At 62.9% G+C, this 18,564-nt stretch carries 20 protein-coding genes and 1 pseudogene; 13 read left to right on the top strand and 8 right to left on the bottom strand.

The window, feature by feature from the left end; translation table 11 throughout:
- The 6 genes and pseudogenes from RFM98_RS27045 to RFM98_RS27020 all read left to right on the top strand — a co-directional run.
- A pseudogene (locus RFM98_RS27045) lies at window positions 1–347 on the top strand (transposase); the annotation flags it as partial.
- A gap of 52 nt (window positions 348–399) precedes the next feature.
- Complete coding sequence (locus tag RFM98_RS27040; protein WP_320311659.1) at window positions 400–564, top strand: hypothetical protein; 165 nt, start codon at window positions 400–402, stop codon at window positions 562–564.
- A gap of 101 nt (window positions 565–665) precedes the next feature.
- Window positions 666–953, top strand: coding sequence for an Asp-tRNA(Asn)/Glu-tRNA(Gln) amidotransferase subunit GatC (gene gatC, locus RFM98_RS27035; RefSeq protein ID WP_320311658.1), 288 nt, complete (start codon window positions 666–668; stop codon window positions 951–953).
- A 3-nt stretch (window positions 954–956) separates the two neighbouring features.
- Window positions 957–1,415, top strand: coding sequence for a GNAT family N-acetyltransferase (locus RFM98_RS27030; RefSeq protein ID WP_320215839.1), 459 nt, complete (start codon window positions 957–959; stop codon window positions 1,413–1,415).
- Window positions 1,415–2,980, top strand: coding sequence for an amidase (locus tag RFM98_RS27025; protein WP_320311657.1), 1,566 nt, complete (start codon window positions 1,415–1,417; stop codon window positions 2,978–2,980). Before RFM98_RS27030 ends, RFM98_RS27025 begins: the two co-directional genes overlap by 1 nt.
- A gap of 126 nt (window positions 2,981–3,106) precedes the next feature.
- Window positions 3,107–3,904, top strand: coding sequence for a YdcF family protein (locus RFM98_RS27020; RefSeq protein WP_320311656.1), 798 nt, complete (start codon window positions 3,107–3,109; stop codon window positions 3,902–3,904).
- Here RFM98_RS27020 and RFM98_RS27015 read toward each other — a convergent pair.
- A complete protein-coding gene (locus tag RFM98_RS27015; RefSeq protein WP_320311655.1) occupies window positions 3,877–4,596 on the bottom strand; it encodes a DUF599 domain-containing protein in 720 nt (239 codons plus the stop codon). The two genes, RFM98_RS27020 and RFM98_RS27015, sit on opposite strands and share 28 nt — an antisense overlap.
- 179 nt (window positions 4,597–4,775) lie before the next feature.
- On the opposite strand from RFM98_RS27015, the gene RFM98_RS27010 reads away from it, so the two are divergent.
- A complete protein-coding gene (locus RFM98_RS27010; protein ID WP_320215844.1) occupies window positions 4,776–6,179 on the top strand; it encodes an L-serine ammonia-lyase in 1,404 nt (467 codons plus the stop codon).
- A gap of 9 nt (window positions 6,180–6,188) precedes the next feature.
- Here the strand turns inward: RFM98_RS27010 and RFM98_RS27005 are convergent, their stop codons facing one another.
- The gene (locus tag RFM98_RS27005) at window positions 6,189–6,461 is read right to left on the bottom strand and encodes a DUF3471 domain-containing protein (RefSeq protein ID WP_320311664.1); all 273 of its coding nucleotides are present in this window, start codon (window positions 6,459–6,461) and stop codon (window positions 6,189–6,191) included.
- 18 nt (window positions 6,462–6,479) lie between these two features.
- Entirely contained in the window at window positions 6,480–7,643 is a 1,164-nt protein-coding gene (locus RFM98_RS27000; RefSeq protein WP_320311654.1) for a serine hydrolase domain-containing protein, read from the bottom strand.
- A gap of 279 nt (window positions 7,644–7,922) precedes the next feature.
- Here RFM98_RS27000 and RFM98_RS26995 point away from each other — a divergent pair, with 279 nt between their 5' ends.
- On the top strand, window positions 7,923–8,360 hold the full coding sequence (locus tag RFM98_RS26995) for a DUF1489 family protein (RefSeq protein ID WP_320311653.1): 438 nt from the start codon (window positions 7,923–7,925) through the stop codon (window positions 8,358–8,360).
- A 123-nt stretch (window positions 8,361–8,483) separates the two neighbouring features.
- Complete coding sequence (locus tag RFM98_RS26990; RefSeq protein ID WP_320311652.1) at window positions 8,484–9,182, top strand: J domain-containing protein; 699 nt, start codon at window positions 8,484–8,486, stop codon at window positions 9,180–9,182.
- Between the two features lie 43 nt (window positions 9,183–9,225).
- On the opposite strand, the gene RFM98_RS26985 is transcribed toward RFM98_RS26990, so the two are convergent.
- On the bottom strand, window positions 9,226–10,650 hold the full coding sequence (locus RFM98_RS26985) for an SPOR domain-containing protein (RefSeq protein ID WP_320311651.1): 1,425 nt from the start codon (window positions 10,648–10,650) through the stop codon (window positions 9,226–9,228).
- 289 nt (window positions 10,651–10,939) lie between these two features.
- On the opposite strand from RFM98_RS26985, the gene RFM98_RS26980 reads away from it, so the two are divergent.
- From RFM98_RS26980 to clpA, 3 genes are all read left to right on the top strand, one after another.
- The gene (locus RFM98_RS26980) at window positions 10,940–11,269 is read left to right on the top strand and encodes a phasin family protein (protein WP_320311650.1); all 330 of its coding nucleotides are present in this window, start codon (window positions 10,940–10,942) and stop codon (window positions 11,267–11,269) included.
- A gap of 277 nt (window positions 11,270–11,546) precedes the next feature.
- On the top strand, window positions 11,547–11,873 hold the full coding sequence (gene clpS, locus RFM98_RS26975) for an ATP-dependent Clp protease adapter ClpS (RefSeq protein WP_165350036.1): 327 nt from the start codon (window positions 11,547–11,549) through the stop codon (window positions 11,871–11,873).
- Window positions 11,874–11,879: 6 nt separating this feature from the next.
- On the top strand, window positions 11,880–14,357 hold the full coding sequence (gene clpA / locus RFM98_RS26970) for an ATP-dependent Clp protease ATP-binding subunit ClpA (RefSeq protein WP_320311649.1): 2,478 nt from the start codon (window positions 11,880–11,882) through the stop codon (window positions 14,355–14,357).
- A 93-nt stretch (window positions 14,358–14,450) separates the two neighbouring features.
- Here clpA and RFM98_RS26965 read toward each other — a convergent pair whose 3' ends face one another.
- The 4 genes from RFM98_RS26965 to RFM98_RS26950 all read right to left on the bottom strand — a co-directional run bounded on the left by RFM98_RS26965 (window position 14,451) and on the right by RFM98_RS26950 (window position 17,589).
- Window positions 14,451–14,879 (bottom strand): HIT family protein, encoded by a 429-nt coding sequence (locus RFM98_RS26965; protein ID WP_320311648.1) that lies wholly within the window; start codon window positions 14,877–14,879, stop codon window positions 14,451–14,453.
- Between the two features lie 123 nt (window positions 14,880–15,002).
- Window positions 15,003–16,217 carry a GNAT family N-acetyltransferase gene (locus tag RFM98_RS26960; protein WP_320311647.1) on the bottom strand — a complete coding sequence of 405 codons (1,215 nt, stop codon included), beginning with the start codon at window positions 16,215–16,217 and terminating at the stop codon, window positions 15,003–15,005.
- A gap of 170 nt (window positions 16,218–16,387) precedes the next feature.
- The gene (locus RFM98_RS26955) at window positions 16,388–17,116 is read right to left on the bottom strand and encodes a glycerophosphodiester phosphodiesterase (RefSeq protein ID WP_320311646.1); all 729 of its coding nucleotides are present in this window, start codon (window positions 17,114–17,116) and stop codon (window positions 16,388–16,390) included.
- A gap of 8 nt (window positions 17,117–17,124) precedes the next feature.
- Window positions 17,125–17,589 (bottom strand): RidA family protein, encoded by a 465-nt coding sequence (locus RFM98_RS26950; RefSeq protein ID WP_320311645.1) that lies wholly within the window; start codon window positions 17,587–17,589, stop codon window positions 17,125–17,127.
- A 138-nt stretch (window positions 17,590–17,727) separates the two neighbouring features.
- On the opposite strand from RFM98_RS26950, the gene RFM98_RS26945 reads away from it, so the two are divergent.
- Complete coding sequence (locus tag RFM98_RS26945; protein ID WP_320311644.1) at window positions 17,728–18,558, top strand: cell envelope integrity EipB family protein; 831 nt, start codon at window positions 17,728–17,730, stop codon at window positions 18,556–18,558.
- The last annotated feature ends 6 nt before the right edge of the window (window positions 18,559–18,564 follow it).

Here is an 18,564-nt window from a genome sequence, read left to right as displayed (position 1 = left end):
TGAAGCCCAGGCTCTCGGCCGCTCGCGCGGTGGGTTCGGCACCAAGCTCCATGCCGTCGTAGATGCACTTGGCCTGCCGGTCCGCTTCGAGATCGGCCCCGGTCAGCAAAATGACATGGCACCTGCCATGTGATCCTCGACCAAGGCGGTGAACCGGTCATCCCGCCGCGGCGCCATCGCAAATACCAGCACAGCTACGACAAGATCGCCTACAAAAACCGCTGGGGCATCGAGGCGTTCTTCGCGAGCTCAAGCAGTGGCGGCGCATCGCAACGCGCTACGACAAGATCGCTGCCAACTTCCTCGGCTTCGTCAAGCTCGCTGCGATCATGCTCTGGCTCAAATGATTAAATTGTCACTACAGCCTAGGTCATTCCGCCAGGAATCTGGAACAAAACCATGATCTTGGGACGGACTCTTTGCGTTTCGATGCTGGTGGCCGCGATCCCCGGGCCGGCGGCCGGAATTGATCTCGTCTCAGTCCGGCCGGTCGACGGTGAAAGCGAGCAGGCCGGCGACAGCGGCAGTTACTATCACTGCGACGGCGGGGTGTTGCCTCAGTAAACGCTGGGGGCACCGCAAGCGGCCACTCCGGCATCATCCATGTTGCGCGGCAAGCGCCGCGCCGCTATAGCCCGCACTGGTTTTCCCGAGGCGAAAAGAACATGTCCGTTGATCTTCAGACCGTGAAGCGCGTCGCGCGCCTTGCCCGTATCGCGGTGAGCGAGGAGGATGCCGAGCGCATGACCGGCGAATTGAACGCCATCCTTGGCTTCGTCGAGCAATTGAACGAGGTCGACGTCTCGGGCGTCGAGCCGATGACCTCGGTCACGCCGATGGAGATGAAGAAGCGCCAGGATGCAGTCACCGACGGCAACAAGGCCGCAGACATCGTCGCCAACGCGCCGGCAACGGACGAGAATTTCTTCCTGGTTCCGAAGGTGGTGGAGTAGCCCGTGGCTGTCGAGATCGCCGTCGAGACGCCTTTGCAGGACGACGTGCGCGCGCTGGTCGCCGAACTCAACGCTGCGCTGCTCGAATTGACGCCGCCCGAGCATTGTTACCACCTGACCGTCGAGCAGATGGCCGGCAAGGATACCACCGTGTTCATCGCCCGCGACAATGGCTTGGCCGTCGGTTGCGGCGCGCTGAAGCGCCATGACGATGCTGTCGGCGAGGTCAAGCGCATGTATACGCGCGCCTCGCATCGCGGCCAAAAGATCGGCGCAGAGATCGTCGGACGGGTCGAGGCGCTGGCCCGCCAGGAAGGGTTGACGCGTCTGGTTCTCGAAACCGGCGATCGGCATCCCGCTGCCTGGACCGTGTATGAGCGCGCCGGATTTTCGCGTTGCGGACCGGTGCTGGATTATCCCGACTCCGAGTGGTCGGTGTTTTACGAAAAGAGCCTTGCCTGATGAGCGATCTCACACATCTCACCATTTCCGAGGCCCGCACCAAGCTGCGTGGCAAGGAGATCTCCGCGGCCGAGATCACCGAGGCCTACCTTGCGGCGATCGATCGCGCCAATCCCGTGCTCAATGCCTATGTGACGGTCACCGCCGACAAGGCGCGCGACATGGCCAAGGCGTCCGATGCCAAGCTCGCCAAGGGCGAGGGCGGCGCGCTCGAGGGCATTCCGCTCGGCATCAAGGACCTGTTCGCCACCGAAGGCATCCACACCCAGGCCTGCAGCCATGTGCTGGACGGCTTCAAGCCGCGCTATGAATCGACCGTGACCACCAATCTATGGGCCGACGGCGCCGTCATGCTCGGCAAGCTCAACATGGACGAGTTCGCCATGGGCTCATCCAACGAAACCTCCTATTACGGCCCGGTCATCAATCCGTGGCGGCGTTCGCGTCTCGACACGGTGGTGATGCCTACGACGCACCAGGGCGATGGCGGCTTTGTCTCCGCCGGTGGCACGAGGACGGCGCGGACTTTGGACAACGCCCAGCTGGTGCCGGGTGGCTCGTCCGGCGGGTCGGCTTCGTCCGTGGCCGCCTTCCTGTGCGCCGGCGCAACCGCCACCGACACCGGCGGCTCGATCCGCCAGCCCGCCGCCCTGACCGGCACGGTCGGCATCAAGCCGACTTACGGGCGCTGCTCGCGCTGGGGAATCGTCGCCTTCGCTTCCTCGCTCGACCAGGCCGGGCCGATCGCGCGCGACGTGCGCGACGCCGCGATCCTGTTGAAGTCGATGGCCTCCGTCGACCCGAAGGACACGACTTCGGTCGACCGCCCGGTGCCGGACTATGAGGCGGCGATCGGCAAGCCGATCAAGGGCATGAAGGTCGGCATTCCGAAGGAGTATCGCGTCGACGGCATGCCGGAAGACATCGAGGCGCTCTGGCAGCAGGGCATTGCCTGGCTGAAGGACGCCGGCGCCGAGATCGTCGACATCTCCCTGCCGCACACCAGATATGCTTTGCCGGCCTACTATATCGTGGCCCCTGCCGAGGCTTCGTCGAACCTCGCCCGCTATGACGGCGTTCGCTACGGTTTGCGCGTGCCCGGCAAGGACATCATCGACATGTATGAGAAGACGCGCGCCGCCGGTTTCGGCCGCGAGGTCAAGCGCCGCATCATGATCGGCACCTATGTGCTGTCGGCTGGCTATTACGATGCCTACTATCTGCAGGCGCAGAAGGTGCGCACGCTGATCAAGCGCGACTTCGAGAACGTCTTTGCCGCCGGCGTCGACGTCATCCTGACGCCTGCAACCCCATCGGCCGCCTTCGGCATCGCCGACGAGGACATGGCCTCCGATCCGGTCAAGATGTACCTCAACGACATCTTCACCGTGACGGTGAACATGGCCGGCCTTCCCGGCATTTCCGTGCCGGCTGGCCTCGACGGCAAGGGCCTGCCGCTCGGCCTGCAGCTGATCGGCCGCCCGTTCGACGAGGAAACGCTGTTCCAGACCGCGCATGTCATCGAACAGGCCGCGGGCAGGTTCCAGCCGGAAAAGTGGTGGTAGCCTCGTCCTCATCTCGCTCATCACCCCGAAAATCGGCTCCGATATTCGGGGTCATGAGCCAAAATTAAAGCGTTGCAGCGTCCTTTGCTCGTCCAAAAGATGCCCGGCGCTGTAACGAGGTGAGGGATGTTCTACCATCTTTCGAAAATCTTCTGGTTCTTCGGCCAGCCGATCAACCTGGCCATCTTCCTGCTGTTCGCAGGCCTGCTGGCGGCATTGTTCGGACGCCGGCGGCTGGCGGCGACCGGCAGCGTGCTCGGCTTAGCAATCCTGGTTCTTTCGGCCTGGACGTCGCTTGGCGCGATGATGCTGAACCCGCTCGAAGAACGCTTTCCCAAGCCGTCACTGCCCGAAAAGGTGGATGGCATCGTCGTGCTTGGCGGCGGCTTCGAGGGCGCCATCAATCTCGCGCGCGGCGGCTATGAGTTGAACAGCGGCGGCGACCGCATGGTCGAGACGGCGATTCTCGCGAGACGCTTCCCGCAGGCAAAAATAGTCGTGTCCGGCGGCAACGGCTCGCTTTTCCTCGACGGCGAGGGCGACGCCGATACCGCACCCCGACTGCTCGGTGCTTTGGGCGTTTCGGCCGATCGGCTGATCCTCGAGGACAAATCGCGCAACACCTACGAGAATGCGGTGTTCTCGCGAAAACTTGTCGAGCCGAAGCCGGGCGAGAGCTGGCTGCTGGTCACCTCGGCTTTCCATATGCCGCGCGCCAAGGCGCTGTTCGACATGGCCGGTTTTGCGACCATCCCGTGGCCGGTCGACTATCGCACCTCGGGCAAGGAAGGCATCGGCTTCTACCGCGACAACCCCATCGATTCGGTGCAGGCGACCACAATTGCGGTCCGCGAATGGATCGGGCTTTTCGCCTACAAGCTATCCGGCAAGATCGATCAGTTCTTCCCCGGGCCGGGCGGCTGACCGAGCACCGCCTGCCGCGCCGCTGAGAAGAACTGGCGGCGCACCAGCACCGCCAGAAGCACCAGCGTCGACACCACGAACACCATCGGATCGACGAACCAGCCGAGATAGCCGATCGAGAAGAAGACGGCGCGCAGGCCGGAGTTGAAGTGCTTGCCGGCGAGCACGTTCATCCGCGTCGCCCGCCAGACCGCCGTTTCGCTGACCGGGTTGCGGGAAGCCGGGCCATGCGGGGTCGGCACCGCGCCGATCAGGATCGAGCAGTAATTGAACAGCCGGTAGGCCCAACCGAATTTGAAGAAGGCGAAGGCCAGGATCAGCACCAGGCCGAACACCTTGGTCTGGAAGGCTTCGCGCGACGAAGCCGTGCCGAACGGCAAGTCGGCCAGAACCTGCAGCACGCGGTCAGAAGCGCCAAGCAGGGCAAAACAGCCGCCCAGCGCGATCAGGGAAGAGGAAGCAAAGAAGGCGGTGCCTTGTTGCAGGCCGCTCATGATCGCGGTGTCGACGATGCGGATTTCACGCTCGGCCATATTGCGCATCCAGGCCTCGCGCTGGGCGTTCATCGCGGTCGTCAGGGAGACGCGGCTGATCAGCTTGCCGTCGGAGGCGAGCGTATGCAGCACCCAGACGACCAGGAAGAAGGTCAAAGCCGCCAGATCTGCCGCTGACAGGTGGAGTGAGTCGCCCATGCGTTCTTGTAACACAGGCCGAGCCTGTGCTTCGACGGGCGCCAAAGCTGTCGACGGGGCGATGTCGCTGACGGAGCAAACAAGGTCGGCAGCCGCCGAGCCGCGACATGCAAAACAGCGGAAACATCCCGGGAATTCCTATATATAAGTTTGAGCGACCCTCAGGAGACAACGGCCCCGTGTTCCTTTCGGTTTTCGACCTGTTCAAGATCGGCATCGGCCCATCGAGCTCGCACACGATGGGGCCGATGACGGCCGCGCGCCGGTTCCTCGACGAGATCCTGGCCGGCGACTGGCCTCGCCCGGCAGGCGTGAAGGTCGATCGCATCGGCGCCAGCCTGCATGGCTCGCTCGCCTACACCGGCATCGGCCACGGCTCGGACCGCGCCGTCATCCTCGGCCTGGCCGGCCAGACGCCGCAGACGGTGGATCCGGACGAGGCGGATGGCATCGTCGCCCGCATCGGCGCGGAGAAGCGCATTTCGCCCCCCGGGCATCCGGCCTATCGTTTCGACCCGGCCAAGGACCTTGTGCTCGACCGCAAGACGCCGCTGACCGGCCACGCCAATGGCATGGCCTTCTATGCCTATGACGCATCCGACCGGCTGCTGCTCAAGCGCATCTATTATTCGATCGGTGGCGGCTTCGTGGTTTCCGAGGAAGAGCTGCAGCGCATGAAGACGAAGGGGTCGGTGACGACCGAAGGCAAGAAGGTGCCGTACCCGTTCAAGAATGCCGTCGAGATGCTGGCGATGGCGGCAAAGAGCGGGCTTTCGATCGCCGAGATGAAGCGCGCCAACGAGGAGAAGCACATGTCGCGCGAGGAGCTCGATGCGGGCTTGGACGCGATCTGGGGCGCGATGAAAGGCTGTATCGATCGCGGGCTGTCGCAGGACGGCATCATGCCAGGTGGGCTGAAGGTGCGCCGCCGCGCGCGACAACTGCACGACAAGCTGCAGGAACAGTGGCAGCAGAACCGGCCCAATCCCTTGCTCGCCAATGACTGGCTGTCGATCTACGCCATGGCGGTCAACGAGGAGAACGCCGCCGGCGGTCGCGTCGTGACGGCGCCAACCAATGGGGCTGCCGGTACCTTGCCGGCCGTGCTGCGCTACTGGCTGCATTTCCATCCCGAGGCAGACCAGCCAAGCATCCGTGACTTCCTGCTGACGGCCGCCGCTGTTGGCGGCATCATCAAATCGAACGCCTCGATCTCGGGCGCCGAGGTCGGCTGCCAGGGCGAGGTGGGTTCCGCTTCGGCCATGGCCGCCGCCGGCCTGTGCGCCGTCATGGGCGGCACGCCCGAGCAGGTGGAGAACGCCGCCGAGATCGCGCTCGAGCATCATCTCGGCATGACTTGCGACCCGGTTGGCGGCTTGGTCCAGGTGCCTTGCATCGAGCGCAATGCGCTGGGCGCGGTGAAGGCGGTGACGGCCGCCTCGCTTGCCATCAAGGGCGACGGCACCCATTTCGTGCCGCTCGACGCCGCGATCGAGACCATGCGCCAGACCGGCCTCGACATGAACGAGAAATACAAGGAAACCAGCCTCGGCGGCTTGGCGGTCAATGTGGTCGAGTGCTGAGGTCCGCGATTACGGGATGCGATTAGCAGTGTGATCCTGGCCGTCCTGGTAGATGGTCAACCGCTGAGCAATGGCTGAGCCGTCGGTCTCGAAGGTAAGGACCGAATCGAACGCGGTCGTGAAGAAGTAGCGTTCGCTTTGTGGGAACAGCTCGAATTTCGCTTGTCCTGTCGCCTGCGAAAACAAATTCCCACCTTCATTTGAAATATGAAGGACCATGGTTGGGCTAAGTCGATAAGTTCCGACCAATCGCTCCACCAGCTTTGGATCGACCGCGACCAGTTTCCGCTCTTTGCGGGCCTAGTCCGGCCATTGGTACTCGGCGGCGATGCTTTGCATGATCTCCGCAACCAGGATGTCGCCCTGGTCGCCGTTCGTCATCACGACGGCGCCGTCGCCTGTTTCATAGGAAATCATCGAATTGATGAAACCGGCATTCACGCCATCATGGCTAAAACGACGATGTGGCGAGGAACCACGGACGATCAGGCCCAGCCCGTAGGCGTCAAGCCCGGAAGTGAGCATTTGAATCGCCGCCGGTTGGGAAAGCACTGGCATTGACCGGCCTGCCCACGCATCGAGCAGGGCGAGATCGAAGCGAGCCAGATCGGTCGGTGTCGTCCACAATCCCGCCGCGGCCAGTTCGGGATAAGTGTGTGGACCACCGGAGACCGGGTCGCCATTTGCGATGTGCGGCATGGCAGCGTGGAGAAGGTCGCTGGCAGGCAGCGGTTGGCGATAACTGCTCCGGGCCATCCCAAGCGGGCGGAGCACCATCTCGTCGAGCAAATCCTCAAACGGTCTACCGGTCACGTCGATCAGCAACTGCTGCACGATCGTATAGCCACCGCCGGAATACCGAAAACGTTCGCCCGGCGGCTCATCGACGACAATTGGACGGTTGTTCGCCGGCGAAGAGCCGTTCAACACCTCGATGAGGGACGGGATCGCCGCCCCTGCCTGATATCCTGCAAAACCATTCACGGTCGTTCCCGCGGAGTGGCTGAGCAGTTCCCGAAGGGTGACTTTCGCCTTATCGGTGTACGAATTCGCCGGTACTTTCCAACTCTTCAAGTAGGAATTGACGTCCGCATCGAGGTCAAGTCTTCCCGCTTGGGCCAAAGCCAGCACCGCCATCGCCGTGACCGGCTTGCTGATCGATGCGGCCTGAAAGAGCGTGTCCGGCCCAATCGGGCGGCCGCCCTTCTTTGCCACACCGAAGCCTCGCGCCCATTCCACCGCGCCGTTATGGATGACAGCGATGCTGACACCGGGAACGTGCAGCGCGCGCATCCTTTCGGCAAGCAAGGCGTGCGGCTGACCGTCAAATCCAATGGGCGGTCGAAGCCCGCTAAGGACACGCTGAATGCGTGCCTCGATGTCTGGTTTGGTTGCCGACGTCTGGGATTTTCCATTGGAGGCAGATGGCGCGCCCTGCGCCCGCGTGACGATGGCCGACAGCATCAGCGTAGCCGCCAAAACCACGTCGCGCCTGTTCGGACCGTTTTGTTCTCGACCGCGTGCCAAGGTGTATGCTCCGCCAATAGCCCAGGTTGCCTATGGTGACCGGCACAGCCCTCTTTTGTCCAGAGAAACTGGCCACTCCGGCGGTGATGGTCTGAAGTCGTGCAGTATTCATGCTACCCCACATTTCCTGCAGGTTTTATGGCGTTATCCCGCTGGCCCTGTGGAGAAGTCGCTCAAGGCGTTGACGCGTCAAGGCGAGTGGCTAAATCTTGGGGCATGTCTCTCAATCTCCTAAAACTGTGCGTCGGCTGCGACAGCGTCGAGGATCTCGAAGAGTGGATCGAGTTCCGCCTCGACGAGCGGCGTCGCGCCGGCGAGCCGGCCGAGCACTGGCACACCACCCGCATGGTGCCGACGCGCGGCGGCGAGATCACCGATGGCGGCTCGCTCTATTGGGTGATCAAGGGCAGCGTCCAGTGCCGGCAGCTGATCACCGAGATACGGCCCTTCACCGACGGCGAGGGCATCGGCCGCTGTCATCTTATGCTCGATCCGAATGTGGTGCGCACCGAGTGGCAGCCGCGCCGCGCCTTCCAGGGCTGGCGCTATCTGAAGCCTGCCGATGCGCCGGCCGATCTCGGCAAGGGCAAGGCAGCACTGGCCGAAATGCCGCCGAAACTCAGGCTGGAACTCGCCGAACTCGGCCTCTTGTAGCGCGGCTTCGCGCCTCGCCCGCGGTGCTGGCCCTTCGGCTTGTGCGATGTGGGACTTGCAAGCGCCGGACCTTGGTCCCATCCTATTTCTTATGCTCAGTCATCCGTATGGCGGCGCAAATCGATGGGCGTGATCCTCACTTTGGCAGCGGTGCTTGTGGTGCTTTTGGGCGCCGCGGTGCTTTTTGTGCGCGCGGATCCGGCAAGGATGGCGGATAGCCTCAGGTCGCTTGGACCGACCTTGCTGGGCCTGGTTGGCGCGCCGATGCTGATCTTCGGCCGCAGCCTTATCGGCGGGCTGCTCTTGCTCGCGGCGCTGGCCTGGGTCGGCTGGATACGCACGAGGCGGCCCCCGGCGCGCGCCGCCGCATCCAAACACTCGACGGTGCGCACCGCCGCGCTCGAAATGGACCTCGATCACGATAGCGGCAGGCTCGAGGGTCTTGTCCTGGCCGGACGTTATGAGGGCAAGATGCTGGGTGCCATGGGGCTGACGGACCTGCGCCGGCTTTATGGCGAGCTCAGTCCCGATCCGGAGAGCCGCCAGCTTTTAGAGACGTATCTTGACGGCCGTTTTCCCGTCTGGCGCAAGGACGCGCAGCCGCACGGTGGCGAAGGGCTGAGTGTTGCGCCAGGTACGGGCGCCATGACTAAGGAGGAGGCCTACAAGGTCCTTGGTCTTGAAGCGGGGGCTGCCGCGGCGGATATCCGCGAGGCGCACCGCCGCCTGATGCAGCGCCTGAACGCCGATGTCGGCGGCACGTCTGTCCTGGCGGCGCGGATCAATGAAGCCAAGGACGTCTTGCTCTCCAATCACGATTAGTCTCCTTCGACGCAGGTACCTTCCGGGAGATTTCAAGAACCGCCTATTGCTCGACGGCGTAACACGAGATTTTCTTGCGCTTCAGGGCATCGCACGCCTTCCAGGCGGCGTCCTTCGAGCCGAAGCCGCCGAAGCGGGCGCGGTAGTAGGTGATGCCGTCCTTGTCGAAGGCGACGGTGAAGCCAGAGGCATCCGCCAGCACCTTCGGCGCCTGCTTGGCAGTCTGGTCAAGCAGGGTCTGGGCTCCCGATTTCGTCGGCGAGGAAGCGACCTGTACCACCCAGCCGGACGGCACCGACGATGTCTTGACCGGGTCGATCGCCGGCGCGGCGGGCGCTGGCTCGGCATAGGCGGTGACGACCTGGGGCGAGGTCTCCTCGGATTTGGGAGCCGGCGCCATGGCGGCCACGGCAATGGTCTTCACCTTCCTGGCCTTGATCAAGGGCTTGGTCGCTTCGGCGACCTGCTGGGTGTCGTCCTCAACGTCATCGGCCGAGGCAACGACGGCGTCATCCGTTGCCGGCTTGGCATCCGGTGTCGGCGCGTCCTGCTTGGGCAAGAAGACCTTGGCCAACGTCTTGATCGGATTGTCGTTGCCCTTGGCGATGAGATCGCCGCCGCCTCGCGTCGAGGTGCGCGGCATGTAGGTGGTGATCAGCGCGGCCATCTGGTTGTCGCGGCTGCGGCCGGAAGCGCCGCCCATCACCACCGCGACCAGGCGGCGGTCGCCGTCGGCGACGGAGGAGACGAGGTTGTAGCCCGAGGCGCGGGTATAGCCGGTCTTGATGCCGTCGACGCCCTTGATGCGGCCAAGCAGGCGGTTGTGGCCGTTGATGCGCTGGCGGCCATACAGGAAGGAGCGCTGCGAGAAATAGCCGTAATATTGCGGGTAATGCTCGCGCAGCGCTATGCCCAGCATCGCCATGTCGTGAGCCGTGGTGAACTGGCCAGGGTCGGGCAGGCCGTTGGCGTTGCGGAAGACGGTGCCGTTCATGCCGAGCTGGCGCGCCTTTGCCGTCATCATGCGGGCGAAATTGTCTTCGCTGCCGCCGAGCAGCTCGCCAAGCGCGGTGGCCGAGTCATTGGCCGACTTCGTCACCATGGACAGGATCGCGGTCTCGACCGGAACCGAGCCACCGGGGCGCACGCCAAGCTTGGTCGGCGGCTGGGCCGCGGCATGTGCCGAGTACTGTACCGGTGTGTTCTTGCCGATCCTGCCCTTCGCCAGCGCCTCGAAGGTGAGGTAGAGCGTCATCATCTTGGTCAGCGAGGCCGGATAGCGCCGGCCGTTGGCGTCGGCCGAATAGAGCACCTTGCCGGTCTTGGCATCGACGACTATCGCCGCGGACTTTGCGGCAAGAGCCGACGCGACATCGGCGGCGACAATCGTCACCGCAAGCGCGGCGATGGCGATTGCCTTGAAGGAGAATGAAGATTTGGAGACGAAGCCCGACAACGCCTGACGCACCGTTACTTACCCTGAATTTTCGTTGCCCCGGAGGCGGCTATGGGAGTGCCTGCCTCGCTTCCGGCCAAGCTATCGCGCTCAGCGTTACCAATCCGTTTATGGTAACCGCCGCGTTCACCATTTTTCGGCAAATCGAGCTTTTCTTTAATCGAAATTTACCGGCCGCCGGCGCTGGAGCCCCTGCATGCCAAGGGATTCTTGACTTTTGTGCATCGCACAATATATTGAGGTGCATTGCACAAGGGCGCCCGGGGCCAAAAAGGGCGTTTCAACCAAAGGGAAATATGAAATGACCCAGACGTATGAGGACTTCGCGAAATACGGCAAGGAGTTTGCCGACACCGGGCTGAAGAGCTTTGCCTCGCTCACCAAGGGCGCGCAGGCGATCGCCACCGAGGCCGGCGAATACAGCAAGAAGAGCTTCGAGGCCGGCAACGCCGCCTTCGAGAAGCTGTTCGCGGCCAAGTCGATCGAGAAGGCCATCGAGATCCAGACCGATTACGCCAAGCAAAGCTATGAGAGCTTCGTGGCCGAGGCCAGCAAGATCGGCAATCTCTATGCCGAGCTCGCCAAGGAAGCCTACAAGCCGTTCGAATCGGTGGTCGCCAAGGCGAAGTAATTTCGCCCGATCACACCCGATACGGCCAGCCGGCCAATCGAAAGGACCCGGTCGCGCGAGCGCGGCCGGGTTTTTTCATGCCCGGCCGCAACCCTATGCGCGTTGCGGCATTCACGATTGAGAAATTCGCTGAGGTTTGCCCACCTAGCCATATTGTCAGCTAAACAGAAGGGCTTAAAATCGTTCATCGAGCACCTACATGTTGAACTCGCATGAGGATTCGAAGAGGCAGAACTAAGTGACGATTGGCTCCACTGCCACGGCACCCGTGGTGCGAATGCAAAATGACGGCGACCGCAACGATCCCGGTCGCGGCACTGCCGTTATCACGCGCACCAAAACCAAGACCAAGAAGCCCAGCCTTTACAGGGTCCTCATCCTTAACGACGACTACACTCCCATGGAGTTCGTGGTTCACGTCCTGGAACGCTTTTTCCAGAAGGACCGCGAGGCCGCCACACGCATCATGCTGCATGTTCACAATCATGGAGTGGGCGAGTGCGGGGTCTATACATTCGAGGTGGCCGAGACCAAAGTGTCTCAGGTCATGGATTTCGCCCGACAGAATCAGCATCCGCTGCAATGCGTGATGGAGAAGAAGTGAGGTAACATGCCGGCTTTCTCCCAAGGCCTGGAAAAGGCGCTACATCAGGCGCTGACATTCGCCAACGAGCGGCATCATGAGTATGCGACGCTCGAACACCTGCTGCTCGCCCTGATCGACGACACCGAGGCTGCCGCCGTCATGCGCGCCTGCAACGTCGATCTCGACGAGCTCAAGCACACGGTTCTCACCTATATCGACACCGAACTCGACAATCTCGTCACCGGTTACGACGAGGATTCGAAGCCGACGGCAGGCTTCCAGCGCGTGATCCAGCGCGCCGTGATCCATGTGCAGTCGTCCGGCCGTGAGGAAGTGTCAGGCGCCAATGTGCTCGTCGCCATCTTCGCCGAGCGCGAGAGCCATGCCGCCTATTTCCTGCAGGAACAGCAGATGACCCGCTATGACGCGGTCAACTATATCTCGCATGGCATCGCCAAGCGCCCGGGCGCTTCGGAGTCGCGCACGCCGCGCGGCGCCGAGGACGAGCAGGGCGGCCAGAACGGCGCCGAGCCGCAGGAGGAAAACGGCAAGAAGAAGCAGCAGGACGCGCTGACCGCCTACTGCGTCAACCTCAACAACAAGGCACGGGCCGGCAAGATCGATCCGCTGATCGGCCGCGACAGCGAGATCAACCGCACCATCCAGGTGCTGTGCCGCCGTTCCAAGAACAATCCGCTCTATGTCGGTGACCCGGGCGTCGGCAAGACGGCGATCGCCGAAGGTCTCGCCAAGCGCATCGTCGAGGGCGATGTGCCGGAAGTGCTGCAGGACGCCACCATCTTCGCGCTCGACATGGGCACGCTTTTGGCCGGCACCCGCTATCGCGGTGACTTCGAGGAGCGGCTGAAGCAGGTCGTCAAGGAGCTCGAGGACTATCCGGGCGCGGTGCTGTTCATCGACGAGATCCACACCGTGATCGGGGCGGGCGCCACCTCGGGCGGCGCGATGGATGCATCGAACCTTCTGAAGCCGGCGCTGTCGTCCGGCGCCATCCGCTGCATCGGCTCGACCACCTACAAGGAATTCCGCCAGTTCTTCGAGAAGGACCGCGCTCTGGTGCGGCGCTTCCAGAAGATCGACGTCAACGAGCCGACCATTGAGGACGCCATCGAGATCATGAAGGGCCTGAAGCCCTATTTCGAGGAGTTCCACAAGGTCCGCTACACGAGCGAAGCCATCAAGGCCTCGGTTGAGCTGTCGGCGCGCTACATCAACGACCGCAAGCTGCCGGACAAGGCGATCGACGTGATCGACGAGACCGGCGCTTCGCAGATGCTGGTGCCGGAAGCCAAGCGCAAGAAGACGATCGGCATCAAGGAGATCGAGGCGACGATCGCCACCATGGCGCGCATCCCGCCGAAGACGGTCTCGGCCGACGATGAGAAGGTGTTGCAGGGGCTCGATATCGAGTTGAAGCGTGTCGTCTACGGTCAGGACACGGCCATCACCGCGCTGACCTCGGCGATCAAGCTGGCGCGCGCCGGCCTGCGCGAACCGGAAAAGCCGATCGGCTCCTACCTGTTCTCGGGCCCGACCGGCGTCGGCAAGACGGAAGTGGCCAAGCAGCTTGCCGCCTCGCTCGGCGTCGAGCTGATCCGCTTCGACATGTCGGAATACATGGAACGCCACACCGTCTCGCGGCTGATCGGCGCGCCTCCCGGTTATGTCGGCTTCGACCAGGGCGGCCTCCTGACCGACGGCGTAGACCAGCATCCGCATTGCGTGCTGTTGCTGGACGAAGTCGAAAAGGCGCATCCGGACCTGTTCAACATCCTGTTGCAGGTGATGGACCACGGCAAGCTGACCGATCACAACGGCAAGCAGATCGACTTCCGCAATGTGATCCTGATCATGACCACCAATGCGGGCGCGTCGGACGCGCAGCGCGCGGCGATCGGCTTCGGTTCGACCAAGCGCGAAGGCGATGATGTCGAGGCGATCAACCGGCTGTTCACGCCGGAATTCCGCAATCGTCTGGACGCGATCATCCCGTTCGGCTCGCTGCCGGTGCCGGTTATCCACCAGGTGGTGCAGAAGTTCGTCATGCAGCTGGAAGCGCAGCTCTCCGAGCGTGGCGTCACCTTCGACCTGTCGCCGGACGCGATCGCCTGGCTGGCCGACAAGGGCTATGACGAGCGCATGGGCGCGCGTCCGCTGGGCCGGATCATCCAGGAGCACATCAAGAAGCCTCTGGCTGACGAAGTGCTGTTCGGCAAGCTCAAGAAGGGCGGCACCGTTCGCGTCACCGTCGAGAAGAAGGAAACCGGCGAGTCCGGCCTGAAGCTCGAGTCGCTCGCCGACGAGTCGCCCGTGCAGCCGAAGAAGGAAGAACCGGAAGACGCGCCGAAGCCGAAAAAGACGGTCGCCAAGACGGTCGGCAAAAAGCCGACCGCCAAGAAGGCCGTGGCGCAGAAGCCGGATCCGAAGGGCAAGGACGGCAACAAGCGCAGCCTGGTGCCGCAACTGCCGCGCAAGAGCTGATCCGCCCTCTCGATTGAAATGCAAAAAGAGCCCCGGCGACGGGGCTCTTTTCTTTGGAGCGGTCAGCGCGCAGGAACCGGGTCGAAGGCCGCGTCAGCTACCAAGCGCTGCCCGGATCTTTCCGGCATTCTCGGCCAGCACTTCCGGCTTCTCCATCTGACCGGAATGCGGCTTCAACGGCACGCCCTCGAAGCGCGGCATGACGTGGACGTGGAGATGATAGACGGTCTGCCCGGAGGCCGGCTCGTTGAACTGCATCAAGGTGACGCCGTCGGCATTGAAGGCCTTTTTCACTGCCACCGCCACTTTCTGAACCACGGCAAACAATGGACCGAACGTCGCCGGATCGGCGTCGAGGATGTTGCGCGACGGCGCCTTGGGCACCACAAGCGTGTGGCCTATGCCTTGCGGCATCACATCCATGAAGGCGACGACCGCGTCGTCCTCGTAGACGCGGTGAGATGGAATCTCGCCGCGCAGGATCTTCGCGAAGATGTTGCCGGGATCATAGGCTTGGGTCATGGCGGGGGCGCTCCCAATTGTATTCGCCGTCCGGTGTAGCGAAGCAACCGATGGGCGGCAAGGCGACTGGACGATCCGCCGGCGAAGCGCGTTGGCGTCAGCCGCCTTTTCGCTTCCGGAATTTTATTCGTGAAGATCCTTGCGGAAGGGCGTGTGCTCTTCGAGATATTCGCCCATGCGCTCGACCTCGCGCCGCTCGCGCCTGAGATAGTCGGCGACGGCATTGCGCAAGCCGGGATGCGAAATGTAGTGCGCCGAATGCATGGTCACCGGCCGGTAGCCGCGCGCCAGCTTGTGCTCGCCCTGCGCGCCGGCCTCCACCACCTTCAGCCCGCGCTCGATGGCGAAGTCGATCGCCTGGTGGTAGCAGACCTCGAAATGCAGGAAGGGGTGGTCCTCGATACAGCCCCAGTTGCGCCCGTAAAGCGCGTCGGAGCCGATAAAGTTGATGGCGCCGGCAATGTAGCGCCCGTTACGCTTTGCCATGACGAGCAGGATGTCGTCGGCCATGCGCTCGCCGATCAGCGAGAAGAACTGCCGATTGAGATAGGGCCGGCCCCATTTGCGGCCGCCGGTATCCATGTAGAAGGCGAAGAAATCGTCCCAGGCGCGTTCGGTGATGTCCTTGCCGGTCAGCCAGTCGATGCTGATGCCGTCGGCCAGTGCCTCGCGGCGCTCCTTCTTCATGGCCTTGCGCTTGCGCGAGGCAAGCGTGGCGAGGAAATCATCGTAGCTGGAAAAGCCTTCGTTGAAGAAGTGGAACTGCTGGTCGGTGCGATGCAGGAACCCTGCTGCCTCCAGTGTCGCAGCATCAAGCTCGTTGGCGAAGGTGACATGCGCGGAGGAGACACCGAGCTTGTCGGTCACGAGTTTCAACCCCTCCGCCAGACCGGCCTTCACCGCGCCCGCGTCCTCGCCCTTGCCGACCAGCAGGCGAGGGCCGGTCACCGGCGTGAACGGCACCGAGCATTGCAGCTTGGGGTAATAGCGGCCGCCGGCGCGCTCGAAAGCGTCGGACCAGCCATGGTCGAAGACATATTCGCCCTGGCTGTGCGATTTGAGGTAACAGGGGACGGCGCCAAGAAGCCTGCCTTGCGCGGTTTCAAGTCTCAGATGATGGCCCTGCCAGCCGGTGCGGCGGACGGCGCAGCCCGACTCTTCCAAGGCGCTTAGAAAAGCGAATGAAACCAGAGGGTTGTAGCCGTTTTCTTTGTCGCCGCGCGTGGTTCCGGTAAAGCCGTTCCATTCCTCGCAGGTGAATGCGCCGATGCCCGCCGCGATGCGGATCGCATAATCCGCGTTCGCTGCCTGTCCATCGTCGTCGTCGCCCTGATCCATGGGGCTTATTTAAGCTTCGTCCGAGCCGCTACAAGTCACGTTTGAGGCACTGTCTCAGAGCATGATGCCGAAAAGTGTGGAGCGGTTTTCGGGCGACATCATGCTCTCTCCTTAGATTGATTTGGAGGCGGATCAGATTTCAGGTCGTCTCGACCTGAAATCATCCGGCTCTAGGCGACCTTGACCAAATCGGGCTCGAAACCCTCGAAGGTCATCTGGTCGGCATATTTGAAGGTGAGGTCGACCGCGGGCTGGTCATGCACGGTCCAGGTGATGACAGGCATTTTGAGCTTTTCGCGCACGAAGCTGACGAACGGGTTCGGCAGGTCGCCGGCGGCGTAGGACGTAAAGGCGAGGTCATGCGCGAGCATGGCGAAGTGTGCCTCGATCAGCTGGTTCTCGCTGCCGTAAGCGGTCAGCCCGCCGGGGATGCCCGGCGCGTCCTTGGCGAAATCCCGGATCAGCCAGTGGTCGAACGACATGATCGCCACCTTGCCCTGATAGCGCTTGAGCAGCCGGCCGACGCTGGCCACCAGGCCCGCATCATGCCCGGGAACGCCCTTCAGCTCGATCACCAGCGGTACGCGGCCGTCGATCAGGTCGAGCGCTTCCTCGAGCGTCGGCACATGGTCTTTGGTGCCGCCGATCTTGAGCGTCGCCAGCTCGGCCGCGGTGCGTTGCCAGACAAACCCGACATGGCCGGTGAGCCGTTTCAGATCGCCATCATGGATGATGACCGGGATGCCGTCGGACGAGATATGCACGTCGCATTCGATGGCGTAGCCGCGCTCGGCCGCCGCGGCGAAAGCCGACAGCGTGTTTTCCCAGCGCGTCTTGTTCATGTCGTGGAAGCCGCGATGCGCGACAGGCTGCGCAATCAGCCAGGACAGGTCGGTCATCTCAAGCCTCACTCGACTTCGAAGATCGCTTCGATCTCGACCGCGGCATTGAGCGGCAGCGAGGCTGTGCCGACGGCGGAGCGGGCGTGCTTGCCGCGCTCGCCGAGTGCCGCGACCAGGAAGTCGGAGGCGCCGTTGGCGACCAGATGCTGCTCGACGAAGTCAGGCGCGGAGGCGACGAAGACGGTGATCTTGACCAGGCGGCTTATTTTTTCGAGATCGCCCAGTGCGGCCTTGGCCTGCGCCAGGATGTTGATGGCGCAGAATTTAGCGCCTTCCTTGCCGGCAGCGGTATCGAGGTCGCGGCCGAGCAGCCCGCTTGCCTGCAGCTTGCCGTCTTTCAGCGGCAACTGGCCGGCGGTGAACAGCGTGTTGCCGGTGCGGCAATAGGGCACGTAGTTGGCGGCAGGCGCGGCGGCGGCCGGAATGGTGACGCCAAGATCGCTTAGCCGCTTTTCGATTGTTTCGCTCATAGCTTTTCCCTATTGCTGGAAGACGCCGCGCTGGCCGGGCCGAAATTGCTATTTTTGCCTCGCTTCCGCCACGACTTTTTTTAAGCTGGACCATCTTTCCCTGCGGTCTGCCCTCGGCCGCGACGATCGGAGCAACGCATGCGCGCAACGCGCCTTTTTCTCGCCGCCGCCTGTCTTTCGGTGGCGTTCCCAATGGCGCCGGCCTTTGCGGTGCCCGCGCTGCAGGCACACCGCGCCGTCTACGATCTCACGCTCAACAAGGCCTCCGACCGTTCGGGCATTACCGGCATCACCGGCCGCATGGTTTATGAGTTCAATGGTTCGGCCTGTGAAGGTTACACGGTCAAGTTCCGCTTCGTCACCCAGATCGTCACCAACGACAACACCAGGCTGACAGACCAGCAGACGACGACTTTCGAGGACGGCGAAGGCAAGACCTTTTCCTTCGTGACGAAATCCTTCGTCGACCAGAACCTCGACAAGGAGGTGAGGGGCATGGCCACCAGGGAACCGAAGGGCCTCAAGGTCGATATCGACAAACCCGAGAAGAGCAGCCTCGAGCTTGCGGCCACGCAGTTCCCGACCCAGCATCTGGTCGAGCTGATCGGCAAGGCCGAGAAGGGCGAGAATTTCTACCAGACCAATTTGTTCGACGGCTCCGAGGACGCCAACAAGGTGATGACCACCACCGTCATCGTCGGCAAGAAGGCGGATTCACAAAAGACGGATCCCGAAGCGCCGGCGCTGGCCAAGCTCGCCTCGGACAAATACTGGCCGGTCGACATCGCCTATTTCGACGATACCGAAAAAAGCGGCGAGGAGGTGCCGGAATATCGGATCAGCTTCAAGCTGCACGAGAACGGCATCACCCGCGACCTCGTCATGGACTATGGCGACTTCTCCATGACCGGCAAGCTGGTGAACCTGTCGCTGTTCGACCAGACCAAGCCTTGCCCGGCTTCGAAATAAGGCCAC

Source organism: Mesorhizobium australafricanum (assembly GCF_033977265.1).
In the GTDB taxonomy this organism is placed as follows: Bacteria; Pseudomonadota; Alphaproteobacteria; order Rhizobiales; family Rhizobiaceae; genus Mesorhizobium; species Mesorhizobium australafricanum.
The sequence above is the reverse complement of the archived record's forward strand: the minus strand, read 5'-3'. Positions and strand labels throughout refer to the sequence as shown.